This is a genomic window from Frigoribacterium sp. 9N (assembly GCF_902506305.1).
Lineage (GTDB): Bacteria > Actinomycetota > Actinomycetes > Actinomycetales > Microbacteriaceae > Frigoribacterium.
This window is the reverse complement of sequence record NZ_LR733392.1, coordinates 2,154,825-2,177,671: the sequence shown is the minus strand read 5'-3', so window position 1 is coordinate 2,177,671 and position 22,847 is coordinate 2,154,825. Positions and strand designations below refer to the sequence as shown.

33 protein-coding genes are annotated in these 22,847 nt (G+C 67.2%); all 33 read left to right on the top strand.

Annotated features, from left to right (window positions below):
- Positions 1-5: 5 nt before the first annotated feature.
- The 33 genes from ARTHRO9V_RS13280 to rplO all read left to right on the top strand — a co-directional run bounded on the left by ARTHRO9V_RS13280 (position 6) and on the right by rplO (position 22,842).
- On the top strand, positions 6-1,856 hold the full coding sequence (locus ARTHRO9V_RS13280; RefSeq protein ID WP_159827826.1) for a hypothetical protein: 1,851 nt from the start codon (positions 6-8) through the stop codon (positions 1,854-1,856).
- Entirely contained in the window at positions 1,853-2,686 is an 834-nt protein-coding gene (locus ARTHRO9V_RS13275; protein WP_159827824.1) for an A24 family peptidase, read from the top strand. Before ARTHRO9V_RS13280 ends, ARTHRO9V_RS13275 begins: the two co-directional genes overlap by 4 nt.
- A gap of 28 nt (positions 2,687-2,714) precedes the next feature.
- The gene (gene pilM, locus ARTHRO9V_RS13270; protein ID WP_159827822.1) at positions 2,715-3,764 is read left to right on the top strand and encodes a type IV pilus assembly protein PilM; all 1,050 of its coding nucleotides are present in this window, start codon (positions 2,715-2,717) and stop codon (positions 3,762-3,764) included.
- Positions 3,761-4,423 (top strand): hypothetical protein, encoded by a 663-nt coding sequence (locus ARTHRO9V_RS13265; protein WP_159827820.1) that lies wholly within the window; start codon positions 3,761-3,763, stop codon positions 4,421-4,423. The genes pilM and ARTHRO9V_RS13265 overlap by 4 nt, the downstream gene beginning before the upstream one ends.
- A gap of 2 nt (positions 4,424-4,425) precedes the next feature.
- Positions 4,426-5,205: a type 4a pilus biogenesis protein PilO gene (gene pilO / locus ARTHRO9V_RS13260; RefSeq protein ID WP_159827818.1), complete on the top strand. Its 780-nt coding sequence runs from the start codon at positions 4,426-4,428 to the stop codon at positions 5,203-5,205.
- 33 nt (positions 5,206-5,238) lie between these two features.
- A complete protein-coding gene (locus ARTHRO9V_RS13255; RefSeq protein ID WP_056043581.1) occupies positions 5,239-5,814 on the top strand; it encodes a DUF6121 family protein in 576 nt (191 codons plus the stop codon).
- Positions 5,815-6,023: 209 nt separating this feature from the next.
- Entirely contained in the window at positions 6,024-6,398 is a 375-nt protein-coding gene (gene rpsL / locus ARTHRO9V_RS13250; protein ID WP_056043579.1) for a 30S ribosomal protein S12, read from the top strand.
- Positions 6,398-6,868 carry a 30S ribosomal protein S7 gene (gene rpsG / locus ARTHRO9V_RS13245; protein WP_043593378.1) on the top strand — a complete coding sequence of 157 codons (471 nt, stop codon included), beginning with the start codon at positions 6,398-6,400 and terminating at the stop codon, positions 6,866-6,868. Before rpsL ends, rpsG begins: the two co-directional genes overlap by 1 nt.
- A gap of 87 nt (positions 6,869-6,955) precedes the next feature.
- A complete protein-coding gene (fusA, locus tag ARTHRO9V_RS13240; RefSeq protein ID WP_056043577.1) occupies positions 6,956-9,070 on the top strand; it encodes an elongation factor G in 2,115 nt (704 codons plus the stop codon).
- Between the two features lie 129 nt (positions 9,071-9,199).
- Complete coding sequence (gene tuf, locus ARTHRO9V_RS13235) at positions 9,200-10,390, top strand: elongation factor Tu (protein ID WP_043593375.1); 1,191 nt, start codon at positions 9,200-9,202, stop codon at positions 10,388-10,390.
- 125 nt (positions 10,391-10,515) lie between these two features.
- Positions 10,516-10,728 (top strand): Rv0909 family putative TA system antitoxin, encoded by a 213-nt coding sequence (locus tag ARTHRO9V_RS13230; RefSeq protein WP_056043574.1) that lies wholly within the window; start codon positions 10,516-10,518, stop codon positions 10,726-10,728.
- 86 nt (positions 10,729-10,814) lie between these two features.
- Entirely contained in the window at positions 10,815-11,807 is a 993-nt protein-coding gene (locus ARTHRO9V_RS13225; RefSeq protein ID WP_159827815.1) for a DNA topoisomerase IB, read from the top strand.
- Positions 11,808-11,910: 103 nt separating this feature from the next.
- Positions 11,911-12,750, top strand: coding sequence for a DarT ssDNA thymidine ADP-ribosyltransferase family protein (locus ARTHRO9V_RS13220; protein WP_148053685.1), 840 nt, complete (start codon positions 11,911-11,913; stop codon positions 12,748-12,750).
- Positions 12,751-13,147: 397 nt separating this feature from the next.
- Positions 13,148-13,456 (top strand): 30S ribosomal protein S10, encoded by a 309-nt coding sequence (gene rpsJ, locus ARTHRO9V_RS13215; protein WP_043593369.1) that lies wholly within the window; start codon positions 13,148-13,150, stop codon positions 13,454-13,456.
- Between the two features lie 16 nt (positions 13,457-13,472).
- Positions 13,473-14,123, top strand: coding sequence for a 50S ribosomal protein L3 (gene rplC, locus ARTHRO9V_RS13210; protein ID WP_173154863.1), 651 nt, complete (start codon positions 13,473-13,475; stop codon positions 14,121-14,123).
- A gap of 3 nt (positions 14,124-14,126) precedes the next feature.
- Positions 14,127-14,789 carry a 50S ribosomal protein L4 gene (gene rplD / locus ARTHRO9V_RS13205; protein ID WP_043593365.1) on the top strand — a complete coding sequence of 221 codons (663 nt, stop codon included), beginning with the start codon at positions 14,127-14,129 and terminating at the stop codon, positions 14,787-14,789.
- Complete coding sequence (gene rplW / locus ARTHRO9V_RS13200) at positions 14,786-15,085, top strand: 50S ribosomal protein L23 (protein ID WP_043593363.1); 300 nt, start codon at positions 14,786-14,788, stop codon at positions 15,083-15,085. Before rplD ends, rplW begins: the two co-directional genes overlap by 4 nt.
- Before the next feature lie 18 nt (positions 15,086-15,103).
- Complete coding sequence (gene rplB, locus ARTHRO9V_RS13195; protein ID WP_056043560.1) at positions 15,104-15,943, top strand: 50S ribosomal protein L2; 840 nt, start codon at positions 15,104-15,106, stop codon at positions 15,941-15,943.
- Between the two features lie 12 nt (positions 15,944-15,955).
- On the top strand, positions 15,956-16,237 hold the full coding sequence (gene rpsS, locus ARTHRO9V_RS13190) for a 30S ribosomal protein S19 (RefSeq protein WP_043593360.1): 282 nt from the start codon (positions 15,956-15,958) through the stop codon (positions 16,235-16,237).
- Positions 16,238-16,262: 25 nt separating this feature from the next.
- On the top strand, positions 16,263-16,655 hold the full coding sequence (gene rplV / locus ARTHRO9V_RS13185; protein ID WP_043593358.1) for a 50S ribosomal protein L22: 393 nt from the start codon (positions 16,263-16,265) through the stop codon (positions 16,653-16,655).
- Entirely contained in the window at positions 16,655-17,434 is a 780-nt protein-coding gene (gene rpsC / locus ARTHRO9V_RS13180; RefSeq protein ID WP_043593357.1) for a 30S ribosomal protein S3, read from the top strand. The genes rplV and rpsC overlap by 1 nt, the downstream gene beginning before the upstream one ends.
- Before the next feature lie 2 nt (positions 17,435-17,436).
- On the top strand, positions 17,437-17,856 hold the full coding sequence (gene rplP, locus ARTHRO9V_RS13175; protein WP_043593355.1) for a 50S ribosomal protein L16: 420 nt from the start codon (positions 17,437-17,439) through the stop codon (positions 17,854-17,856).
- The gene (gene rpmC, locus ARTHRO9V_RS13170; RefSeq protein ID WP_054145424.1) at positions 17,856-18,179 is read left to right on the top strand and encodes a 50S ribosomal protein L29; all 324 of its coding nucleotides are present in this window, start codon (positions 17,856-17,858) and stop codon (positions 18,177-18,179) included. The genes rplP and rpmC overlap by 1 nt, the downstream gene beginning before the upstream one ends.
- Positions 18,179-18,475: a 30S ribosomal protein S17 gene (gene rpsQ, locus ARTHRO9V_RS13165; RefSeq protein ID WP_056043557.1), complete on the top strand. Its 297-nt coding sequence runs from the start codon at positions 18,179-18,181 to the stop codon at positions 18,473-18,475. The genes rpmC and rpsQ overlap by 1 nt, the downstream gene beginning before the upstream one ends.
- Positions 18,476-18,509: 34 nt before the next feature.
- Positions 18,510-18,878, top strand: a complete 369-nt coding sequence (rplN, locus tag ARTHRO9V_RS13160; RefSeq protein ID WP_043593350.1) for a 50S ribosomal protein L14 — start codon at positions 18,510-18,512, stop codon at positions 18,876-18,878.
- A gap of 3 nt (positions 18,879-18,881) precedes the next feature.
- Positions 18,882-19,241, top strand: a complete 360-nt coding sequence (gene rplX, locus ARTHRO9V_RS13155) for a 50S ribosomal protein L24 (protein ID WP_043593348.1) — start codon at positions 18,882-18,884, stop codon at positions 19,239-19,241.
- Positions 19,241-19,828, top strand: coding sequence for a 50S ribosomal protein L5 (rplE, locus tag ARTHRO9V_RS13150; RefSeq protein WP_043593346.1), 588 nt, complete (start codon positions 19,241-19,243; stop codon positions 19,826-19,828). The genes rplX and rplE overlap by 1 nt, the downstream gene beginning before the upstream one ends.
- A gap of 141 nt (positions 19,829-19,969) precedes the next feature.
- Entirely contained in the window at positions 19,970-20,368 is a 399-nt protein-coding gene (rpsH, locus tag ARTHRO9V_RS13145; protein ID WP_043593344.1) for a 30S ribosomal protein S8, read from the top strand.
- Positions 20,369-20,374: 6 nt separating this feature from the next.
- Positions 20,375-20,911, top strand: coding sequence for a 50S ribosomal protein L6 (gene rplF / locus ARTHRO9V_RS13140; RefSeq protein ID WP_043593343.1), 537 nt, complete (start codon positions 20,375-20,377; stop codon positions 20,909-20,911).
- Positions 20,912-20,913: 2 nt separating this feature from the next.
- Positions 20,914-21,285, top strand: a complete 372-nt coding sequence (gene rplR, locus ARTHRO9V_RS13135; RefSeq protein WP_043593341.1) for a 50S ribosomal protein L18 — start codon at positions 20,914-20,916, stop codon at positions 21,283-21,285.
- The gene (gene rpsE / locus ARTHRO9V_RS13130; protein ID WP_043593339.1) at positions 21,282-22,022 is read left to right on the top strand and encodes a 30S ribosomal protein S5; all 741 of its coding nucleotides are present in this window, start codon (positions 21,282-21,284) and stop codon (positions 22,020-22,022) included. The genes rplR and rpsE overlap by 4 nt, the downstream gene beginning before the upstream one ends.
- Positions 22,022-22,207 (top strand): 50S ribosomal protein L30, encoded by a 186-nt coding sequence (gene rpmD, locus ARTHRO9V_RS13125; RefSeq protein WP_043593338.1) that lies wholly within the window; start codon positions 22,022-22,024, stop codon positions 22,205-22,207. The genes rpsE and rpmD overlap by 1 nt, the downstream gene beginning before the upstream one ends.
- The gene (gene rplO / locus ARTHRO9V_RS13120; RefSeq protein WP_082460060.1) at positions 22,207-22,842 is read left to right on the top strand and encodes a 50S ribosomal protein L15; all 636 of its coding nucleotides are present in this window, start codon (positions 22,207-22,209) and stop codon (positions 22,840-22,842) included. Before rpmD ends, rplO begins: the two co-directional genes overlap by 1 nt.
- Positions 22,843-22,847 lie beyond the last annotated feature (5 nt).

Sequence of the window (22,847 nt, the reverse complement as noted above, 5' to 3'; positions counted from 1 at the left end):
TCGAGATGATCACGCTGCTGCACGCCCGGCTCGGTCGCCGCTGGGCCCGCGCTCGCCAGGACGGCGAACGGGGCGTCGCCCTCATCACCGTCATCGGATTGGGGGCAGTCCTGCTGCTCCTGAGCGCCACGATGGTCTCGGTCGCGATCAGTGGCGCGACAGCGTCGCGCACCGACTCCGACTTCAACGCCGCGATCGCCGCCGCCTACGCCGGCGTCGAGGACTACCAGAGCAAACTCGCCAACGACAACACGTACCCGCAGTACGGCGTCAAGGGAACCGAGTTCAGCAAGACGAGCACCTTCACGGGCGCGGCCGGCAACCCGGCCTTCGGCGTGGGTGCGGCGGGCACCTGGATGCCCGTGGCGGGCAGCCCCACGTCGTCCTACCGGTACGAGGTCGACAACTCGGCCTACTCGAAGTCCGGCATCCTGCGCCTACGCGCCACGGGAAAGGTGGGCACGACGACGCGTACCGTCGTGGCCGGCCTGAAGCAGAAGGGCTTCATCGACTTCCTGTACTTCACCGACTACGAGCTGTTCGACCCTCAGCTGTCGAACACCTCGTGCACCCCGGCCTACGAGTGGGCGGTCACCGACCGTCCCGCCTGCACGACCCTGCAGTTCGGTTCGGCCGACGTCATCGACGGCCCCCTCCACAGCAACGACACCCTGCTGATCTGCGGCGCCACCTTCAACGGAGCGGTGACGAGCGCCAATCCCGACAGTCCCCGGTACAGCACCCCGTCGGGCTGTGGCACACCCAAGTTCGTCAACCCGAACTACCCTCTCTTCGCCAAGCGCGTCGACATGCCCGCGACCAACCAGAGCCTGCGCCAAGAAGTGCGGTCCGACCTCACGAGCTCGACCGTGCCCCGCCCGGGCTGCCTCTTCACCGGTCCGACGACCATCACGTTCAACTCGGGCGGCACGATGAGCGTCTACTCGCCGTACACCGTGGCGACCAACGTCAGCGGCGAGCCCGCCACGGGTGGTTCCGTCGCGTCCGGCTGCGGCACGCCGGGCTTCAGCAGCTCAGGAGGCACGCTCGGCAGCCCGGGCGGCCAGACCATGCCCGTGATCGCCAACAACCTGATCTTCGTCCAGGACGTCCCCTCGTTGACTTCCGACCCGAACTTCCCGAAGAAGGCACCCACGAGCTTCTCGTGCACCGGTGCCGATGGGACGACCCCGGGCAACGGCGTCGGATTCCCGGTCGTCGGCGAGACGCCCCCGGTGACCTCGGGCGACACGATCTCGTACGGTTGCACCAAGGGTGACGTCTTCGTCAAGGGTGCGCTCAAGGGCAACGTCACGGTCGCCGCGGCGAACTACGTGTACATCACGGGCAACCTCACCTACGTCGACCAGGCAGCAGACATGCTCGGTCTCGTCGGGCAGAACGCCGTCTTCGTGCACAACCCGGTCAAGACGACGACCACGACCGAGACCTACAACGCCACCTGCCGCAACGGCTTCTTCGTCTACACCTGCACCCAGACCCGCGACGTGACGACCTCCACCCTGCTCGACCGCAGCAAGACCGACCGCACCGTCAGCGCCGCCATCCTGTCGGTCGCGCACACCTTCACCGTGCAGAACTACAACCTCGACAACGGTTACCCCAAGGGCAAGTTGATCATCAACGGGGCCATCGCCCAGAAGTTCCGCGGGCCGGTCGCGACGACGTCGGGCGGTGCCATCGTCACGGGCTACACGAAGGCCTACAAGTACGACACCCGCATGGAGTTCATGGCCCCGCCGAAGTTCCTGTCGCCGGTGTCGACCAGCTACGGCATCAGCCAGCTCGTCGAGAGCAAGACCGCCTTCACCGCCGCGGGGGTCGAGATCAAGTGATCGCCCTCGTCTTCCCCCTGTCGCTCACCGCGGCGCTCGGCCTCGCCATCGGATCGTTCCTGAACGTCGTCGTGTACCGCGTACCCGCGGGCCTCTCGGTCGCGCGACCCGCGAGCGCCTGCCCGGGCTGCAGCACGCCGATCCGTCGACGCGACAACGTCCCCGTGGTCAGCTGGCTCGCTCTCGGCGGGAAGTGCCGTGACTGCCGCACGTCCATCTCGGCCCGGTACCCGATCGTCGAGCTGGCCACCGGCCTGTTCTTCGTGCTCGTCGCCGCCCGCCTGTGGCCGCTCGTCGGCGTGCCGGCCGAGGCGCTGCCGCTCGTGGCGCGCCTCCTGTCCCTCGTCGCCTTCCTCTGGCTGGCCGGCGTGAGCGTCGCGCTCGCCGTCATCGACCTCGAACACCACCGTCTGCCGGACGCGATCGTCCTGCCGTCCTACGCGGTCGGGGGCGTCCTCCTCGCGGCGTCGAGCATCCTCGTGGGGGACTGGCCGGCGCTCGTCCGCGCCGCCATCGGCCTGGCCTCCCTCTTCGCCTTCTACCTGATCGCCGCCCTGTCGTACCCGGGTGGCATGGGCTTCGGCGACGTCAAGCTCGCCGGCGTGCTCGGCCTGTACCTCGCCTGGCTCGGCTGGGGCGAGTTCGCCGTGGGCGCCTTCGCGGCGTTCCTGCTCGGCGGCCTGTTCGCCGTCGTCCTCCTGGTCACCCGACGCGTCGAACGCACCGGTGGCATCCCCTTCGGCCCCTGGATGCTCGCGGGCGCCTGGGTCGGCGTCTTCGCCGGCGGCACCGTCGCCACGGCGTACCTCACCCTCCTCGGCCTGGCATGACCGGGCGAGCTGACAGAGAGCAGAACTGATGGGCAAGAACATCGTGGGCATCGACATCGGCAGCCGCTTCGTGCGCGCGGTCGAGGTCGCCGACGTCGACAAGGCCAAGCCGACCATCGTCCGGTTCAGCGAGGTGTCCCTGCCCGACGGTGCGGCGAGCCGCGGAGAGGTGATCGAGTCGCAGACCATGGCCGGCACGCTCAAGCAGCTGTGGTCGGCCGGGGGCTTCAAGAGCAAGCGCGTCGTGCTGGGCATGGGCAACCAGCGGGTGCTCGCGCGCGACATGACCGTGCCCAAGGCGTCGCACAAGCGCATCCGCGAGATGCTGCCGTTCCAGGTGCAGGACATGCTGCCCGTCCCGGTCGCCGACGCCCTCCTCGACTTCTACCCGTACGCCGAGGGGCTCGGCGAGAACGGTCCTGTCGTCCACGGGCTGCTGATCGCGGCGGTCAAGGACGCCGTCCTCGGCAACGTCCAGGCGAGCAAGCTCGCCGGCCTGACCACGCTGGGGGTCGACCTGATCCCGTTCTCGAACACGCGCCTCCTCGTCACCCGCCCGCGCATCGCGGGCACGGTCGCGCTCGTCGAGATCGGTCACAGCACGACCTCCGTGATCATGATCGCCGACGGGGTCCCGCAGTTCGTCCGCATCATCCCCTCGGGGGGCGACGACGTCACGCAGGCCGTCGCGACGAAGCTCGAGGTCTCGACCCAGGTCGCCGAGGGCATCAAGTTCGGCCGTGGCCTCGCCACGACCGTCACGACGCCCGACGAGCAGGCCGCGTCGTCCGCCATCTTCGAGTCCGTCAACGAGTTGCTCGGCAGCCTGCGCAACACGATCCAGTACTACGTCAACACCCGCCCGACCGAGACCGTCGCGGGCATCATGATCGCCGGCGGGGGTGCGGCCCTGCCGGGCCTGCCCGAGGCGCTCAGCGAGGTCACCCGCCTGCCGGTGGCCCTCGCCGACCCGTTCGCGACGGTGGGCTTCGCGAAGAACCTCGACGAGGCCGCCCTGCGGTCGCGGTCGACCGACCTGACCGTGGCCCTCGGCCTGGCCCTGGGGAGCGCAGCATGAGAACCCGTGGGAAAGACACCGGCATCACCGTGGGAGGCGCGCCCCGCGTCGACCTGCTGCCTCCCGAGGTCCGCGCGGAGCGTCGTGCCGCCGCCCTGACCCGTCGGGTCTGGGGCGGCGTCGTCGTGGTCGCTGTCGTGGTCGGGATCGGATCGGGGGCGGCCTTCCTCGAGCGGATGAACGCCGAGGACGACCTCATGGTCGCCCAGGGCGAGACGCAGACCCTGCTGATGGAGCAGGGCGCCTTCGCCGACGTCCGCTCGACGCAGGCGCAGGTGAGCCTGGCCGCCGCGGCCCAGACCGTCGGCGGAAGCACGGACATCGATTGGCCGGCCTACCTCGAGAAGGTGCAGGCCACCCTGCCCGTGGGCGTCACCATCGTCGGCGTCTCGCTCGACCAGGCCTCGCCGCTCGTGCAGTACGCCCAGCCGACGGCTCCGCTCCAGGGCTCCCGCGTCGCCACCCTCACCTTCCAGGCGACCAGCCCGACGCTGCCGTCGGTGCCCGACTGGCTCAACGGCCTCGCCACCCTGCCGGGCTTCGCCGACGCCCAACCCGGTTCGGTCACCCTCGAAGAAGGCACCTACAAAGCCGACGTCACCATGCACATCACCGCCGACGCGTTCTCGGGACGCTTCGCCGCTTCGAAGGACGAATGACCATGGACCGCAACCGCTTGAAGATGATCATCGCCGTCCTGACCGGCGTGGTCGTCCTGGCCCTGGGGTTCGTGCTCGGGGTCCAGCCGCAGCTCACCGCCGCCTCCACGGCGTCCCAGCAGACCGCCTCGGTCGACGAGCAGAACGCCACCCTCCGTGCCGGTCTCGCCACCCTGAAGGCCGACAACGAGAAGCTGCCCGCGTTGCAGTCCGAGCTCGGCGCACTGCAGACCTCGGTGCCGTCCCAGGCGACCCTCCCGGCGTTCCTCACCGAGATCAGCCAGCTGGCCTCTGAGACCGGGACGACCGTGACAGCCTTCACGACGTCCGACGCCGTGGCGTACGCTCCGGCGGCGCCCGCCGCGGACGCCACCGCCACCGACGCGGCGGCGACGGACTCGACGGCCGCCGACGGTGCCACGGCCGAGGCAACGGCCCCGATCGCCGCGGCGCCCGACCTCGTCACCGATCCGCAGATCACCGCGGCGAACTTCTCGTCGATCCCGATCACGGTGACCGTCAAGGGCAGCTACCAGCAGGCCCGCGACTTCCTCGGCCGACTGCAGCAGGGTTCGCGGCTGTTCCTCGTGACGAACTTCGCCAGCTCGGGTTCGTCCGAGGGTGGTTCGACGAACGCCGTCCCCGACCAGTGGACCGTCGGCGGCCTCGTCTACGTCCTCCAGGACGCCGCCGCCACCCAGGCCGACCAGGCCGCCGAGACCCCCGCCACCACGGCCGAGGGCGCCGACGACGCGAGCTCGGACACGGCCGCGGGCGAGTAGCCGCGCACCCCCGCGGACGCGTAGCCTCGGAGGATGTCCCGAGCCGTCTACGCCGTCATGGGCACCGTCCTCTTCGGTGCGCTCGTCATCATGGTGGCGGGCTTCGAGGCGCTGCTCCTCGACCGCGACCCCATCGACGAACCCGACGCCGGCACCCTGCTCGGCCCGTTGATGGTCGCCGCCGCCGTGCTCGTCGTGCTGCTGTCGCTGCTGCGGTCGGCGGCGCTCTCCGACGCCCGCGACGACAGGGCTCCGGAGGTGCGGGGCACGTTCCCCGCCCAGCCCGTCGTGTTCGCCCGCCCGGCCGGCGCGGGTGGGTCCCGCTCCGTCACCGGTGACGAGGTGGCCGGCCCTCGCGGGCCCGCACCGCACCTCCTCGTCGCCGCGCTCCTCACGGCCGCGCTCGTCTACGTGTCGATGCTCGCCGTCGGGGGAGTCGTCTACGGCCTCGTGCGAGAAGAGCTCGTCTGGGTGCTGCTCTTCGCCGCCCGGTACGCCGTGTCGCCGTTCGTGATCGGTTCGGCTGTCTGCGCCGGACTCGTGGTCGGGGGCACGCTGGCGGTGTCGCGCATCGACCCGGGGCGTTCCGACCCTCGACCATTTGATTAAGGCCCTACCTCAAGATAAGCTCTTTCGGGTGTGCGCCTGACCGCGCGCCCGAATAAAAGCCCCCTCGACCTCGCGGCCGAGACGGGCAGACCGTCTCGATCACCGAGACGAGGATGCCGGCTGATCAGCCGGACAGAGCAGAGCGATGCGAGAGCAGCGCGACTCGGCGTGTTCGCAAGGGCAGCGTCGAGATCCGATGAGGAGAACCAGTGCCAACTATTCAGCAGCTGGTCCGCAAGGGACGCACGCCGAAGGTCGTCAAGACCAAGGCCCCCGCCCTGAAGGCCAACCCCCAGCAGCGTGGCGTGTGCACCCGTGTGTACACCACCACCCCCAAGAAGCCGAACTCGGCGCTCCGCAAGGTCGCCCGCGTCAAGCTCTCCAACGGCACCGAGGTCACCGCCTACATCCCCGGCGAGGGCCACAACCTGCAGGAGCACTCGATGGTGCTCGTCCGCGGCGGTCGTGTGAAAGACCTCCCCGGCGTGCGCTACAAGATCGTCCGTGGCGCGCTCGACACCCAGGCCGTCAAGAACCGCAAGCAGGCCCGCAGCCGCTACGGAGCGAAAGCAGAGAAGAAGTAATGCCTCGTAAAGGACCCGCTCCCAAGCGCCCTGTCGTCGCCGACCCGGTCTACGGTGCGCCGATCGTCAGCCAGCTCGTCAACAAGATCCTCCTCGACGGCAAGAAGGGCCTCGCCGAGCGCATCGTCTACGGTGCTCTCGCCGGCGTCACCGCCAAGAACGACCAAGATGCAGTGGCCACGCTGAAGAAGGCGCTCGACAACGTGCGCCCCACGCTCGAGGTCCGCTCGCGTCGCGTCGGCGGTTCGACCTACCAGGTCCCCGTCGAGGTCAAGCCCCACCGCGCCAACACCCTGGCCCTCCGCTGGCTCACCAGCTACGCCAAGGCCCGTCGCGAGAAGACGATGACCGAGCGTCTCATGAACGAGATCCTCGACGCGTCGAACGGTCTGGGCGCCGCTGTCAAGCGTCGCGAAGACACTCACAAGATGGCCGAGTCGAACAAGGCCTTCGCGCACTACCGCTGGTAACCGGCACGAGGAGGCGCGGCGTGCGCACGACGCGCACCGCACCTCCTCGTCCCCCCAACTTCCCCACCTACCCCTTCGGAGGAACCTGTGGCACAGGACGTGCTCACCGACCTGAACAAGGTCCGCAACATCGGCATCATGGCGCACATCGATGCTGGCAAGACGACCACCACCGAGCGCATCCTGTACTACACGGGCATCACCCACAAGATCGGTGAGGTGCACGACGGTGCGGCCACCATGGACTGGATGGCGCAAGAGCAAGAGCGTGGCATCACGATCACCTCGGCGGCGACGACCTGCTTCTGGAACAAGAACCAGATCAACATCATCGACACCCCGGGTCACGTCGACTTCACGGTCGAGGTCGAGCGTTCGCTCCGCGTGCTCGACGGTGCCGTCGCCGTCTTCGACGGAAAAGAGGGCGTCGAGCCCCAGTCCGAGACCGTGTGGCGTCAGGCCGACAAGTACGACGTGCCGCGCATCTGCTTCGTCAACAAGATGGACAAGCTCGGCGCCGACTTCTACTTCACGGTCGACACGATCATCAACCGCCTCGGCGCCAAGCCGCTGGTGATGCAGCTCCCGATCGGTGCCGAGAGCTCCTTCGAGGGCGTCGTCGACCTGGTCGAGATGCGTGCCCTCACGTGGCGTGGTGACGCCAAGGGTGACGTCGAGCTGGGTGCGAAGTACGAGATCGAAGAGATCCCCGAAGACCTCAAGGAGAAGGCGGCGGAGTACCGCGCCAAGCTCCTCGAGACCGTCGCCGAGTCCGACGACGTGCTGCTCGAGAAGTACTTCGGTGGCGAAGAGCTCACGATCGCCGAGATCAAGGGCGCCGTCCGCAAGATGACGGTCAACTCCGAGCTCTACCCGATCTTCTGTGGTTCGGCCTTCAAGAACCGCGGCGTGCAGCCCATGCTCGACGCGGTCATCGACTACCTGCCCTCGCCGCTCGACGTGCCTCCCATGGAGGGCCACGACGTCCGCGACGCCGAGAAGATCATCATCCGCAAGCCCGAGTCGACCGAGCCCTTCTCGGCTCTCGCCTTCAAGGTCGCGGTGCACCCCTTCTTCGGTCGTCTCACCTACGTCCGCGTCTACTCGGGCTCCATCGAGTCCGGCGCCCAGGTCATCAACTCGACCAAGGACAAGAAAGAGCGCATCGGCAAGATCTTCCAGATGCACTCGAACAAGGAGAACCCCGTCGACAGCGTGACCGCCGGTCACATCTACGCCGTCATCGGGCTCAAGTTCACCACCACGGGTGACACCCTCTGCGACCCGTCCGAGCAGATCGTCCTCGAGTCGATGACGTTCCCCGAGCCCGTCATCGAGGTCGCGATCGAGCCGAAGACCAAGGCCGACCAAGAGAAGCTGTCGCTGGCCATCCAGAAGCTCGCCGAAGAAGACCCGACGTTCCGCGTCGAGCTCAACGCCGAGACGGGCCAGACGGTCATCAAGGGCATGGGCGAGCTCCACCTCGACATCCTGGTCGACCGCATGAAGCGCGAGTTCAACGTCGAGGCCAACGTGGGCAAGCCCCAGGTCGCGTACCGCGAGACCCTCAAGAAGGGCATCGAGCGCTACGACTACACCCACAAGAAGCAGACCGGTGGTTCGGGTCAGTTCGCCAAGGTGCAGATCGCTCTCGAGCCCTTCGAGGTCACGGCCGAGTCGACCTACGAGTTCGTCAACAAGGTCACCGGTGGCCGCATCCCCCGCGAGTACATCCCCTCGGTCGATGCCGGCATCCAGGACGCCATGCAGGTCGGCGTGCTCGCCGGCTACCCGACGGTGGGCGTCCGCGCGCTGCTGCTCGACGGAGCGGCGCACGACGTCGACTCGTCCGAGATGGCGTTCAAGATCGCTGGGTCGATCGCCTACAAAGAGGCGGCTCGCAAGGCCCAGCCCGTTCTCCTCGAGCCGCTCATGGCGGTCGAGGTCCGTACGCCCGAGGAATACATGGGCGACGTCATCGGCGACCTCAGCTCGCGACGCGGGCAGATCTCGTCGATGGAAGACGCCAGTGGTGTGAAGGTCGTTCGGGCCAGCGTGCCGCTGTCGGAGATGTTCGGTTACGTCGGAGACCTGCGGTCGAAGACCTCGGGCCGGGCCGTCTACTCGATGACGTTCGAGTCGTACCAAGAGGTGCCCTCGGCCGTCGCCGAAGAGATCATCCAGAAGAACAAGGGCGAATAGTCCTGAACCGCGTGGTCGTCCGACGACCGCGTAACATGTACACACACCAATCCGCAGGGCGACCGGTAGGCCGGGTCATCGACCCGGCCCCCGGGCCGCACTGCAACCGAGTCCTGAGGAGGACCCACAGTGGCTAAGGCCAAGTTCGAGCGGACCAAGCCGCACGTCAACATCGGAACCATCGGTCACGTCGACCACGGCAAGACCACGCTCACCGCGGCGATCACCAAGGTCCTGCACGACAAGTACCCCACCCTCAACACGGCGTCGGCGTTCGACCAGATCGACAACTCGCCTGAAGAGAAGCAGCGCGGCATCACGATCAACATCTCGCACGTCGAGTACCAGACCGAGAAGCGCCACTACGCTCACGTCGACGCTCCCGGCCACGCCGACTACGTCAAGAACATGATCACCGGTGCAGCTCAGATGGACGGCGCGATCCTCGTCGTCGCCGCCACCGACGGTCCCATGCCCCAGACGCGTGAGCACGTCCTGCTCGCCCGCCAGGTCGGCGTGCCCTACATCGTCGTCGCGCTGAACAAGGCCGACATGGTCGATGACGAAGAGATCATGGAGCTCGTCGAGCTCGAGGTCCGCGAGCTCCTCTCGAGCCAGGAGTTCGACGGCGACAACGCCCCGATCGTCCAGGTCTCCGCTCTCAAGGCCCTCGAGGGTGACGAGAAGTGGGCCGAGACGGTCGCCGAGCTGATGAACGCCGTCGACGAGAACGTGCCCGAGCCCGTTCGCGCCACCGACCAGCCCTTCCTCATGCCCATCGAGGACGTCTTCACGATCACCGGTCGTGGCACCGTCGTCACCGGTCGTGTCGAGCGCGGTCAGCTCAACGTCAACGAAGAGGTCGAGATCGTCGGCATCCGCCCGACCGTCAAGACCACCGTCACCGGCATCGAGATGTTCCGCAAGCTGCTCGACTCGGCTCAGGCCGGCGACAACACCGGTCTCCTCCTCCGCGGCACCAAGCGCGAGGACGTCGAGCGCGGCCAGGTCGTCGTCAAGCCCGGTTCGGTCACGCCGCACACCGAGTTCGAGGCGAACGTCTACATCCTGTCGAAGGACGAGGGTGGGCGTCACAACCCGTTCTACGCGAACTACCGTCCGCAGTTCTACTTCCGCACCACCGACGTCACGGGTGTCATCACGCTGCCCGAGGGCACCGAGATGGTCATGCCCGGCGACACGACCGAGATCAGCGTCCAGCTGATCCAGCCGATCGCCATGGAAGCCGGTCTGCGCTTCGCCATCCGTGAGGGTGGTCGCACGGTCGGTGCCGGTACGGTCACCAAGATCAACAAGTAAGTCCTGTTCACACAGAACTGCTGATCTGACGAGAGAGGTCAGGCCCTTCGGGGCCTGGCCTCTTTCGCGTCAGCAGGGCACGATGGGGGAGACGTCGGACGGACCGGCGCCGACGGGAGGACGTCATGGCAGGTTTCGACGACATCACCAAGAAGGCCCAGGCCTTCCTCAAGGACGGAAAGGTCCAGGAGGCGCTCAAGAGCGAGAAGGCCGAGGGTGTCAGCGACAATATCCTCGACGCGGTCGCCTCCGCGGCCGACAAGGCCACCGGCGGCAAGCACGCCGACAAGATCCAGCAGGCCAAGGAGCAGGCCGACAAGAAGCTGGGCAACCAGTAAGGCACGAGCGATGCCCCCGCCGTCGAGCGGGGGCTTCGCTGTACCCCGCCCAGGCCCCTCGACGACGTGCGGTGTTCACTCGACCGATGCCGCGCCTCCGGAGGACCGATTCGAGCCGACCCGGGCTGACGCGGGTCCGGGCAGGACGAGGGTTCTCGTACCGGACGGCCGACGGGACCGCCGTCGCCGACGCCGAGCTGCGGGCCCGCATCGAGCACCTCGCCATCCCACCGGCCTGGACCGACGTCTGGATCTCCCCTTACGAGAACGGCCACATCCAGGCCACGGGAGTGGACGCCGCGGGTCGGCGTCAGTACATCTACCACCCGACGTGGCGTGAGCAGAAGGACCGCATCAAGTTCGACCGGGCACTCGCCCTCGCCGAGTCGCTGCCGACCGCGCGTCGATTCGTGACGCACGACCTGCGTGTCCAGGGGGCCGGCCGTGAGCGGGTCCTGGCCGCCGCCTTCCGCATGCTCGACACGGGCTCCCTCCGGGTGGGCTCCGAGCGCTACGCGCAAGAGCACGGCAGCCACGGGTTGTCGACCCTGCTCTGTGCGCACGCGACCGTCTCCGGCGACACGGTGTCGCTGGCGTTCCCCGGCAAGAGCGGCCAGGACTGGGACTCCGAGATCCGCGACGCCGACCTCGCCGCCGTCGTCCGCAGCCTCAAGCGGCGGGGCGGGCGGGCCCGGTTGCTCGCCTGGAAGGCCGACGGCGGGGGAGCGGGGGAGGCGCGCGCGGCCTGGCACCCGCTACGAGCGACCGAGATCAACGACTACGTCAAGGAGCGGGCCGGCGACGAGTTCACCGCCAAGGACTTCCGCACCCTGCACGGCACCGTCGCCGCCGCCGTCAGCCTGGCCCGCTCCGGGCCGCAGGCGTCGGCCTCCCGGCAGTCGAAGTCCCTCGCCCAGGCGATGCGGGACGCCGCCGCCGTGCTCGGCAACACCCCGGCCATCGCGAAGTCGTCGTACGTCGATCCCCGACTGGTCGATGCGTACCGGCACGGGGAGACCATCGATCCGGCCCGCCTGCACGCGGCCGAATCCGAGGTCCGGGCATTGCTGTTCCGCTGAGCCGTCGCACACCCGAGGTGGTCCGCGGTCTGCGAACGGTGCGCGTCGTGACGTAACCTAGAGGGTCGCGTCCCGTTCGGGTCGCCCGAGAGGAACAACTGCAGTGACTGACGAGTGCATCCACGGATTCGAGCGAGAGTTGTGCGACATCTGCGCTCCCCGCAAGCGCGAGGGCGTCGCCGACGGCATGCCCTCGACCGCCGCACGGTCGGTCACCACCCGCCGCCGCCCCTCCAACCGCAAGCCCGAGTCGCTGCGCAGCACGCCCGCACTCGCCCGTGACTCGGCCGCCGTCGCCGTGGCCGCGCAGGCGGCCGCCACCCCCGTCCCCGAGTTCTCGACCCAGCGTGCCTACCACTGGACGCACGTGTCCAACCTGCCCGGCATCCTCGAGGCCGGCGCGCTGCAGGCCGGCGCGACTCCCGTGCTCGACGTCAGCTCCGAGGCGACGCGGGCCCTCCGCGCCTCCGTCACGACCGCGTCGGGTCAGCCCGTCGCCGCGCACGTGCCGTTCTCGTTGTCGCCTCATGCGACCGCCTGGGACGCCGTCCGTACCGGAGCCGAGGGCTACGAGTGGTCGGATGCGGCACGTGAGGCCCGTGCCATCGACTTCGTCATGCTCGTGGTTCCCGTCGCCTCGCTCGGCGACGACTTCGTCGTGACCGAGGGGGACGCGGCCGTCGAGGGCGTGCGTGCGGCCGCAGGACTCGACGACGCCTCGTCGATGGTGCGGCGGTTCAGCCTCAAGGACCCCGACCTGCTCGGGCCGGAAGTGCTCGTGCCCGGTTCCGTGCCCTTCTCCTCGGTGACGCTCGTCGGCGTCCCGAACGACAAGGTCCGCGACGCCGTGAAGGAGACGCTCGCCGAGCTGGGAGCCGAGGCGCCGCGCGTCGCCGTCTACCCGCCGTGGTTCCGGCCCGCACCGGTCGTCGAAGCCGTCTGACATCCGCGACACGCCCGGGTTGCAGCAAATGCAGGCGTGTGGCAAAATCGTCTAGTTCAACATTTCGAGCCTGGCCTCTGCGCCGGGTGTCGGATCACTGCCAGGCAGTGCACAGACGCAAGGCGTCTGGGCCGCGGGTAGCAGGACGCATCTCACAACGAAACCACCGCCGTGACCTCAGGTCGCGGTGTGCCGGGGCGAAGCCCCGGGTGCGGGTGGCGGTGGCGAAGATGGCCCTCCCCGGGTCCTTCCTCGCGGGCACCGGCCGGTTTCGGCAGATGGATTGACACAAGAACAGCGGTACGCGAGAGACACGTAGTGCCAACAGATGTTCGCCCAGCGAACAGCGTCAGGCGGCCCCCGAGGTGCGCGACGTCCGAACGAGAGAGAGTCACACATGGCGGGACAGAAGATCCGCATCCGACTTAAGTCGTACGACCACGAGGTCATCGACACTTCCGCGCGCAAGATCGTCGACACGGTCACCCGCGCGGGCGCTACGGTCGTCGGCCCCGTGCCGCTCCCGACCGAGAAGAACGTGGTCGTCGTGATCCGTTCGCCCCACAAGTACAAGGACTCGCGCGAGCACTTCGAGAAGCGCACGCACAAGCGCCTCATCGACATCGTCGACCCGACGCCGAAGGCCGTCGACTCGCTCATGCGTCTCGACCTGCCTGCCGACGTCAACATCGAGATCAAGCTGTAGGGGGGCGACCATGACCATCAGCACCACCAAGAACGTCAAGGGCCTGCTCGGCAAGAAGCTCGGCATGACCCAGGTCTGGGACGAGAACAACAAGCTCGTCCCCGTCACCGTCGTCGAGATCGCCCCGAACGTCGTGACCCAGGTCCGCTCGCTCGAGAAGGACGGCTACACCGCCGTCCAGATCGCGGCCGGCCAGATCGACCCCCGCAAGTCGAACAAGCCCTCCACGGGTCACTTCGACGCCGCGGGCGTCACCCCCCGTCGCCACCTCACCGAGGTCCGCACCGCCGACGCCGCCGAGTACGCACTCGGCCAGGAGCTCACGGTCGACACCTTCGAAGCCGGCCAGAAGGTCGACGTCGTCGGAACGTCCAAGGGCAAGGGCTTCGCCGGTGTCATGAAGCGTCACAACTTCAAGGGCGTCAGCGCCTCGCACGGTGCGCACCGCAACCACCGCAAGCCCGGTTCGATCGGTGCCTCCTCGACCCCCAGCCGTGTCTTCAAGGGCATGCGCATGGCCGGTCGCATGGGTGGCGAGCGCGTCACCATCCTCAACCTCACGGTGCACGCCGTCGACGCCGAGAAGGGTCTGCTGCTCGTCAAGGGCGCCGTCCCCGGTGCTCGTGGCCGCATCGTTTTCGTCCGCACCGCCGTGAAGGGGAAGTAGCTCATGGCCACCACTACCGCATCGGCCGCTTCGGTCGACGTCGTCGACGCCAAGGGCCAGAAGACCAGCACGGTCGAGCTCCCCGTCGAGCTCTTCGACGTCGTCACGAACGTCCCGCTCATCCACCAGGTCGTCGTCGCCCAGCAGGCCGCCGCACGTCAGGGCACGCACAAGACCAAGCGTCGCGGCGAGGTCTCCGGCGCCGGCCGCAAGCCGTTCAAGCAGAAGGGCACCGGCCGCGCCCGTCAGGGTTCGATCCGCGCTCCTCAGATGACCGGCGGTGGCATCGTCCACGGTCCGCAGCCCCGCGACTACGCCCAGCGCACCCCCAAGAAGATGATCGCCGCAGCCCTGCTCGGTGCTTTGTCCGACCGCGCTCGTGGCGCCCGCGTCCACGTCGTCGAGAGCTTCGTCGCCGACTCGATCTCGACCAAGGTCGCTCTCGAGCTGCTCGCGTCGATCGCCTCGAGCAAGCACGTCCTGATCGTCACCGACCGCGACGACACGCTGACCCTCAAGAGCGTCCGCAACGTGCCCACGGTCCACGTGATCACGTTCGACCAGCTGAACGCCTACGACGTCCTCGTCAGCGACGACATCGTCTTCACGAAGAGCGCCTTCGACGGCTTCGTCGCCTCGAAGACCAAGAAGGAGGCCACCGCATGAGCGGCTACGGAAAAGACCCCCGCGACGTCATCATCGCGCCCGTCGTCTCCGAGAAGAGCTACTCCCTGATCGACCAGGGCAAGTACACCTTCCTCGTGGACCCGCGTTCGAACAAGACCGAGATCAAGCTCGCCATCGAGAAGATCTTCGACGTCAAGGTCGACAGCATCAACACGCTCAACCGAACGGGCAAGACCCGTCGCACCCGCTTCGGCACCGGCAAGCGCAAGGACACCAAGCGCGCCATCGTCACGCTGAAGTCCGGTTCCATCGACATCTTCACGGCTGTCGGCTAGGGAGCAGAGGCATAAATCATGGCAATTCGTAACTACAAGCCCACGACCCCGGGTCGCCGCGGTTCGTCGGTCGCCGACTTCGCGGAGATCACGCGTTCGACGCCCGAGAAGTCGCTGCTGCGCCCGCTCTCGAAGTCCGGTGGCCGTAACAACGCCGGCCGCATCACGACCCGTCACATCGGTGGTGGCCACAAGCGCCAGTACCGCGTCATCGACTTCCGTCGCAACGACAAGGACGGCGTCAACGCCAAGGTCGCTCACATCGAGTACGACCCCAACCGCACGGCTCGCATCGCGCTCCTGCACTTCGTGGACGGCACCAAGCGGTACATCATCGCGCCGAACAAGCTGAAGCAGGGCGACGTCGTCGAGTCGGGTGCCGGCGCCGACATCAAGCCCGGAAACAACCTGCCGCTCAAGAACATCCCGGTCGGTACCGTCATCCACGCCATCGAGCTCAAGCCCGGTGGAGGCGCGAAGATGGCCCGCTCGGCCGGTGCCTCGGTGCGTCTCGTCGCCAAGGACGGCCCCTACGCGCAGCTCCGTCTGCCGTCGGGCGAGGTCCGCAACGTCGACGCCCGCTGCCGCGCCACGATCGGCGAGGTCGGCAACGCCGAGCAGTCGAACATCAACTGGGGCAAGGCCGGCCGCATGCGCTGGAAGGGCGTCCGCCCGACCGTGCGTGGTGTCGCCATGAACCCCGTCGACCACCCGCACGGTGGTGGTGAGGGCAAGACCTCCGGTGGACGCCACCCGGTCAGCCCGTGGGGCCAGAAAGAGGGCCGCACGCGTCACCCCAACAAAGAGAGCGACAAGCTCATCGTCCGTCGTCGTAACGCTGGCAAGAAGCGTAAGTAGGAGTTGTAGAAGATGCCACGCAGTCTTAAGAAGGGCCCCTTCGTTGACGACCACCTGCTTCGCAAGGTCGTCTCGCAGAACGAGGCCAGCACCAAGAACGTCATCAAGACCTGGTCGCGCCGTTCGATGATCGTCCCCAACATGCTTGGGCACACCATCGCCGTGCACGACGGACGCAAGCACATCCCCGTGTTCGTGACCGAGAGCATGATCGGCCACAAGCTCGGTGAGTTCGCGCCCACCCGCACCTTCCGTGGTCACGTGAAGGACGACAAGAAGGGTCGTCGCCGCTAACGCGGCGACGTGAAGGAGGAGAGAAATGGTGGAGTCGATCGCACGCGTGCGTCACATCCGCGTCACCCCCATGAAGGCCCGTCGTGTCGTCAACCTGATCCGCGGCAAGCAGGCCGCCGAGGCTCTGGCGATCCTGAAGTTCGCACCTCAGGGCGCCAGCGAGCCCGTCTACAAGCTCGTCGCGTCGGCCATGGCCAACGCCCGGGTGAAGGCGGACGCCTCGAACAGCTACCTCGACGAGCAGGACCTGTACATCAGTCGTGCATTCGTCGACCAGGGCGCCACCCTCAAGCGGTTCCAGCCGCGTGCACAGGGCCGCGCCTTCAAGATCCTGAAGCGCACCAGCCACATCACGATCGTCCTCTCGACGCCTGATGAGGTCGAGGCTGCCGACGCTACGAAGAAGGCGAGCAAGTAATGGGCCAGAAAGTCAACCCGTACGGCTTCCGTCTGGGCATCACCACCGACCACGTGTCGCGGTGGTTCACCGACAGCACGAAGCCGGGACAGCGTTACAGCGACTACGTCGCCGAGGACGTCAAGATCCGCACCCTGCTGAAGACCTCGCTCGACCGCGCCGGCGTGGCGAAGATCGAGATCGAGCGCACCCGTGACCGCGTCCGCGTCGACATCCACACGGCCCGTCCGGGCATCGTGATCGGTCGTCGTGGCGCCGAGGCCGAGCGCATCCGCGGCGACCTCGAGAAGCTCACGAGCAAGCAGATCCAGCTCAACATCCTCGAGGTGAAGAACCCCGAGGCCGAGGCCCAGCTCGTCGCCCAGGGCATCGCCGAGCAGCTCGCTGCTCGCGTGGCGTTCCGTCGTGCGATGCGCAAGGGGCTCCAGGGCGCCCAGCGTGCCGGTGCCAAGGGTGTCCGCATCCAGGTGTCGGGCCGTCTCGGCGGCGCCGAGATGAGCCGCTCGGAGTTCTACCGCGAGGGCCGCGTGCCCCTGCACACGCTCCGCGCCAACATCGACTACGGCTTCTACGAGGCCAAGACCACCTTCGGTCGCATCGGTGTCAAGGTCTGGATCTACAAGGGCGACATCACCAACAAGGAGCTCGCGCGCGAGCAGGCGAACCAGAAGTCGTCTCGCCCCGAGCGCCGCAACGACCGTGACGGCGCCCGCCGCGGCGGGGGCGACCGCGCTCCCCGCGAGCAGAAGGCACCCGCCACCACAGGAGCTGAGGCGTAACCATGCTTATCCCCCGTCGTGTCAAGCACCGCAAGCAGCACCACCCCGGCCGTAGCGGCCAGGCCACTGGTGGCACCAAGGTCAGCTTCGGTGAGTACGGCATCCAGGCCCTCACGCCCGCTTACGTGACCAACCGTCAGATCGAGTCCGCTCGTATCGCCATGACGCGTCACATCAAGCGTGGCGGAAAGGTGTGGATCAACATCTACCCCGACCGTCCCCTCACGAAGAAGCCCGCCGAGACCCGCATGGGTTCCGGTAAGGGCTCGCCCGAGTGGTGGGTCGCGAACGTCAAGCCGGGTCGCGTGCTCTTCGAGCTCAGCGGCGTGAGCGAGGAGATCGCCAAAGAGGCACTCACTCGCGCAATCCACAAGCTGCCCCTCAAGGCACGCATCATCAAGCGCGAGGAGGGCGACGCATAATGGCGATCGGTTCCAAGGAGCTCCGTCCTGTCGAGCTCGACACATTCGAAGACGAGCGTCTCGTCGATGAGCTGAAGAAGGCGAAGGAAGAACTCTTCAACCTCCGCTTCCAGTCGGCCACCGGCCAGCTCGAGAGCCACGGCCGCCTGCGTGCCGTGAAGCGCGACATCGCTCGCATCTACACGGTCCTGCGTGAGCGCGAGCTCGGCATCCGTGCCACCCCCGCCCCGGTCGAGGCGGCCCCCAAGGCCGCCAAGAAGTCGACCAAGAAGGCTGACAAGCCGGCCGAGACGGCTGACGAGACCGCCGAGGAGAGCAAGTAATGGCCACCGAGAACAAGACCGAGGTCGACTCGGCTGCCGTCGAGGTCCGCGGCTACCGCAAGACGCGTCGCGGCTACGTGACCAGCGACAAGATGGAGAAGACCATCGTCGTCGAGGTCGAGGACCGCGTGAAGCACCCCCTGTACGGCAAGGTCATCCGCCGCACGTCCAAGGTCAAGGTCCACGACGAGGCCAACTCGGCCGGCGTCGGCGACCTCGTCGTGATCAGCGAGACCCGTCCGCTCAGCGCCTCCAAGCGCTGGCGCCTGGTCGAGATCCTCGAGAAGGCGAAGTAGGCCTCGCGGCCTGCTTGCGTAGAAGGAGACACAAGTGATTCAGCAAGAATCCCGCCTCAAGATCGCCGACAACACCGGGGCAAAAGAGATCCTCACCATCCGCGTGCTCGGTGGCTCCGGCCGTCGTTACGCCGGCCTGGGTGACGTCATCGTCGCCACGGTGAAGGACGCCATCCCCGGTGGCAACGTGAAGAAGGGTGACGTCGTCAAGGCCGTCATCGTCCGCACCAAGAAAGAGGTCCGTCGTCCGGACGGCTCTTACATCAAGTTCGACGAGAACGCCGCAGTGATCCTGAAGGCCGACGGAGACCCCCGCGGAACCCGCATCTTCGGACCGGTCGGTCGCGAACTCCGCGACAAGAAGTTCATGAAGATCATCTCGCTGGCGCCGGAGGTTATCTAAGTCATGGCAAACATCAAGAAGGGTGACCTCGTGCAGGTCATCACCGGTGCCTCGCAGGCCCGCGGCGGAGACCGCGGCAAGCAGGGCAAGGTCCTCGAGGTGCTCGTCGAGCGCAACCGCGTGGTCGTCGAAGGCGTCAACTTCGTGACCAAGCACGTGCGCGTCGGCCAGACCCAGCGTGGTTCCAAGACCGGTGGCATCGAGACGCACGAGGCTCCGATCCACGTGTCCAACGTCGCCGTCGTCGACCCCAAGACCAAGAAGCCCACCCGCGTCGGCTTCCGCGAAGAGACGGTCACCAAGGACGGCGTGTCCAAGACCGTTCGCGTCCGTTACGCCAAGAAGTCTGGTGAGAACCTCTGATGACCGACACCACCACGCAGGCCGCCACGGCCCTCCCGCGGCTGAAGGCCAAGTACCGCGCCGAGATCATCGAGCAGCTGAAGTCCGACTTCGGTTTCACGAACGTGCACCAGGTGCCCGGGCTCGTGAAGATCGTCGTCAACACCGGTGTCGGTGAGGCCGCACGCGACAGCAAGATCATCGACGGTGCCATCAAGGACCTGACGGCCATCACGGGCCAGAAGCCCCAGGTCACCAAGGCACGCAAGTCCATCGCGCAGTTCAAGCTGCGCGAGGGTCAGCCGATCGGTGCCCACGTCACGCTCCGCGGTGACCGCGCCTGGGAGTTCCTCGACCGACTGCTGTCGCTGGCGCTGCCCCGCATCCGTGACTTCCGCGGTCTGAGCGACCGCCAGTTCGACGGAAACGGCAACTACACCTTCGGTCTCAACGAGCAGAGCATGTTCCACGAGATCGACCAGGACCGCATCGACCGCGTCCGTGGCTTCGACATCACCGTCGTCACGACCGCCAAGAACGACGACGAGGGTCGCGCGCTGCTCAAGGCGCTCGGGTTCCCGTTCCGTTCGGCCGACTCGGCCAACTAAGATCGTCCGGTCGGCAACTCTCTCGTAGAGTTGCCGGCCGTTCCCCTGAGGTCGACGAGAACCGCTTGTCGACCAATCGATCGCCCAGGTCGGCACCCGGTGTACCGGATGTCGAAACCGGACGAGAAAGTGACAAACCGCATGACGATGACAGATCCGGTCGCAGACCTGCTGACCAGACTGCGCAACGCGAACTCGGCTTTCCACGAGACCGTGTCGCTCCCGAGCAGCAAGCTCAAGTCCCACATCGCCGAGATCCTCAAGCGCGAGGGTTTCATCGAGTCGTGGAAGGTCGAAGACGCCCGCGTCGGCCAGACCCTCACGATCGACCTCAAGTACGGCCCCGCCCGTGAGCGCTCCATCAAGGGCATCAAGCGCGTGTCGAAGCCCGGCCTCCGCGTCTACGCCAAGTCGACCGAGATCCCCCAGGTGCTCGGTGGCCTCGGTGTCGCCATCCTGTCGACTTCCTCCGGTCTGTTGACCGACCGTGAGGCCCAGAAGAAGGGCGTAGGCGGAGAAGTCCTCGCCTACGTGTGGTAACTCGTCATGTCTCGAATCGGAAGACTCCCCATCTCGATCCCTGCCGGGGTCGACGTGAAGATCGACGGCCAGGCCGTCAGCGTCAAGGGCCCCAAGGGTGAGCTGTCGCTCGTCGTCAAGAGCCCCATCGAAGCCAAGATCGAAGAAGGCACGGTCGTCGTGACCCGTCCGGACGACGAGCGCGAGTCGCGTTCGCTCCACGGCCTCACGCGCACCCTGATCGCCAACCAGATCATCGGCGTCACCGAGGGCTACACCAAGGGCCTCGAAGTCGTCGGAACCGGTTACCGCGTCCAGGCCAAGGGCTCGAACGTCGAGTTCGCCCTGGGCTACTCGCACCCCATCACCGTCGAGCCGCCCGCGGGCATCAGCTTCACGGTCGAGGGCAACAACAAGCTCACCGTCGTCGGGATCGACAAGCAGGCCGTCGGCGAGATGGCTGCCAACATCCGCAAGCTGCGCAAGCCCGAGCCCTACAAGGGCAAGGGTGTCCGCTACGCCGGCGAGGTCGTCCGCCGCAAGGCCGGAAAGTCAGGTAAGTAATCATGGGTCTCGGTACACGAGGAAAAAGCAAGTCGGCTGCCACCAAGCGCCGTCACACCCGCCTGCGCAAGAAGGTCGTGGGCACCGAAGAGCGCCCCCGTCTCGTCGTCACCCGTTCGGCCCGGCACGTGTTCGTGCAGGTCGTCGACGACAGCAAGGGCTTCACCGTCGCCAGCGCATCGACCCTCGAGGCCGACCTGCGTACGTTCGACGGTGACAAGACCGCGAAGTCCCGCAAGGTCGGCGAGCTCGTCGCCGAGCGTGCGAAGGCTGCGGGCATCGAGGCCGTCGTGTTCGATCGCGGCGGCAACAAGTACGCCGGACGCGTCGCGGCCATCGCCGAAGGCGCCCGAGAGGCTGGTTTGAACCTGTGAGCGACGCTACGAACACCACTCCCCCCGCAGAGACCGAAGCGACCAAGGCGCCGGCTGAGGCCGTCGTCGAGCGTCCCGTCGAGACCGCTGCCGGCTCGGAGTCGAACAACCGCGAGGGTGGTCGCACCGACCGCCGTGGCGGCCAGGGTCGCGGTGACCGCAACCAGGGTGGCCGCGGACGCGGCGACCGTGACGACAAGAGCCAGTTCCTGGAGCGCGTCGTCACGATCAACCGCGTGTCGAAGGTCGTCAAGGGCGGTCGTCGCTTCAGCTTCACCGCACTCGTCGTCGTCGGTGACGGCAACGGACTGGTCGGTGTCGGCTACGGCAAGGCCCGAGAGGTCCCCACGGCCATCAGCAAGGGCGTCGAAGAGGCAAAGAAGAACTTCTTCCGCGTCCCGCGCATCGGCAACACGATCCCGCACCCCGTGCAGGGTGAAGCCGCTGCAGGCGTCGTCATGCTGCGTCCGGCCTCGGCCGGTACCGGTGTCATCGCCGGTGGTCCCGTCCGCGCCGTGCTCGAGTGCGCCGGCGTGCACGACGTCCTGAGCAAGTCGCTCGGTTCGTCGAACACGATCAACATCGTCCACGCCACGGTCGAGGCGTTGCAGCAGCTCGAAGAGCCGCGTGCCGTCGCCGCCCGTCGTGGACTCGACATCGACGCTGTCATGCCGGCCTTCATGGTCCGTGCCGAGCAGGCAGCCCGTACCGCCGCGACCGAGAAGGCAGGTGCCTGATGGCCGCCAACCTCAAGGTGACCCAGATCAAGTCCGTAATCAGCGAGAAGCAGAACCAGCGTGACACGCTGCGGAGCCTGGGCCTCAAGCGCATCGGCCAGTCGGTCGTTCGCGAGGACACCAAGCAGAACCGCGGCTACGTCAACACGGTCGCCCACCTCGTGAAGGTCGAGGAGATTGACTAATGGCTGACGAGAAGAACGAGGCCGCCGCGAAGGCCGCCCCGAAGAAGGCCGCCGCCCCCAAGGCGACGACCACCAAGGCAGCAGCTCCCAAGGCTGCCGCCAAGAAGCCCGCAGCCGACAAGGCCGCTGCTTCGACGGGTTCGACCACCAAGGCCGCTCCCGCCTCGACGACGTCCTCCGACGACGTCGCGCGTCCCCAGGTGCTCAAGGTGCACCACCTTCGTCCGGCTCCCGGTGCCAAGAAGGCGAAGACGCGCGTCGGCCGTGGTGAGGGTTCGAAGGGTAAGACGGCCGGTCGTGGCACCAAGGGTCAGAAGGCCCGGTACCAGGTCAAGGTCGGATTCGAGGGTGGCCAGATGCCGCTCCACATGCGTACTCCGAAGCTGCGCGGGTTCAAGAACCCGTTCCGCGTCGAGTACCAGGTGGTCAACCTCGAGAAGCTGAACGAGCTCTACCCGCAGGGTGGTGACGTCACCGTCGGTGACCTCGTCGCCAAGGGTGCCGTTCGGAAGAACGAGAAGGTCAAGGTCCTCGGACAGGGCGACCTGAGCGTCAAGCTCACCGTCGCGGTCGACAAGGTCTCCGGCTCCGCCGAGGACAAGATCGTCGCCGCCGGCGGGTCCGTCAGCAAGTAAAAATC

Bases quoted from the DNA above. Each gene is read 5' to 3' on its own strand.
- ARTHRO9V_RS13280 (WP_159827826.1), top strand. From the start codon at position 6: ATGATCACGCTGCTGCACGCCCGGCTCGGTCGCCGCTGGGCCCGCGCT.
- pilM (WP_159827822.1), top strand. From the start codon at position 2,715: ATGGGCAAGAACATCGTGGGCATCGACATCGGCAGCCGCTTCGTGCGC.
- ARTHRO9V_RS13265 (WP_159827820.1), top strand. From the start codon at position 3,761: ATGAGAACCCGTGGGAAAGACACCGGCATCACCGTGGGAGGCGCGCCC.
- pilO (WP_159827818.1), top strand. From the start codon at position 4,426: ATGGACCGCAACCGCTTGAAGATGATCATCGCCGTCCTGACCGGCGTG.
- ARTHRO9V_RS13255 (WP_056043581.1), top strand. From the start codon at position 5,239: ATGTCCCGAGCCGTCTACGCCGTCATGGGCACCGTCCTCTTCGGTGCG.
- rpsG (WP_043593378.1), top strand. From the start codon at position 6,398: ATGCCTCGTAAAGGACCCGCTCCCAAGCGCCCTGTCGTCGCCGACCCG.
- ARTHRO9V_RS13230 (WP_056043574.1), top strand. From the start codon at position 10,516: ATGGCAGGTTTCGACGACATCACCAAGAAGGCCCAGGCCTTCCTCAAG.
- ARTHRO9V_RS13225 (WP_159827815.1), top strand. From the start codon at position 10,815: ATGCCGCGCCTCCGGAGGACCGATTCGAGCCGACCCGGGCTGACGCGG.
- rpsJ (WP_043593369.1), top strand. From the start codon at position 13,148: ATGGCGGGACAGAAGATCCGCATCCGACTTAAGTCGTACGACCACGAG.
- rplD (WP_043593365.1), top strand. From the start codon at position 14,127: ATGGCCACCACTACCGCATCGGCCGCTTCGGTCGACGTCGTCGACGCC.
- rplW (WP_043593363.1), top strand. From the start codon at position 14,786: ATGAGCGGCTACGGAAAAGACCCCCGCGACGTCATCATCGCGCCCGTC.
- rplB (WP_056043560.1), top strand. From the start codon at position 15,104: ATGGCAATTCGTAACTACAAGCCCACGACCCCGGGTCGCCGCGGTTCG.
- rpsS (WP_043593360.1), top strand. From the start codon at position 15,956: ATGCCACGCAGTCTTAAGAAGGGCCCCTTCGTTGACGACCACCTGCTT.
- rplV (WP_043593358.1), top strand. From the start codon at position 16,263: ATGGTGGAGTCGATCGCACGCGTGCGTCACATCCGCGTCACCCCCATG.
- rpsC (WP_043593357.1), top strand. From the start codon at position 16,655: ATGGGCCAGAAAGTCAACCCGTACGGCTTCCGTCTGGGCATCACCACC.
- rplP (WP_043593355.1), top strand. From the start codon at position 17,437: ATGCTTATCCCCCGTCGTGTCAAGCACCGCAAGCAGCACCACCCCGGC.
- rpmC (WP_054145424.1), top strand. From the start codon at position 17,856: ATGGCGATCGGTTCCAAGGAGCTCCGTCCTGTCGAGCTCGACACATTC.
- rpsQ (WP_056043557.1), top strand. From the start codon at position 18,179: ATGGCCACCGAGAACAAGACCGAGGTCGACTCGGCTGCCGTCGAGGTC.
- rplX (WP_043593348.1), top strand. From the start codon at position 18,882: ATGGCAAACATCAAGAAGGGTGACCTCGTGCAGGTCATCACCGGTGCC.
- rplE (WP_043593346.1), top strand. From the start codon at position 19,241: ATGACCGACACCACCACGCAGGCCGCCACGGCCCTCCCGCGGCTGAAG.
- rpsH (WP_043593344.1), top strand. From the start codon at position 19,970: ATGACGATGACAGATCCGGTCGCAGACCTGCTGACCAGACTGCGCAAC.
- rplF (WP_043593343.1), top strand. From the start codon at position 20,375: ATGTCTCGAATCGGAAGACTCCCCATCTCGATCCCTGCCGGGGTCGAC.
- rplR (WP_043593341.1), top strand. From the start codon at position 20,914: ATGGGTCTCGGTACACGAGGAAAAAGCAAGTCGGCTGCCACCAAGCGC.
- rpmD (WP_043593338.1), top strand. From the start codon at position 22,022: ATGGCCGCCAACCTCAAGGTGACCCAGATCAAGTCCGTAATCAGCGAG.
- rplO (WP_082460060.1), top strand. From the start codon at position 22,207: ATGGCTGACGAGAAGAACGAGGCCGCCGCGAAGGCCGCCCCGAAGAAG.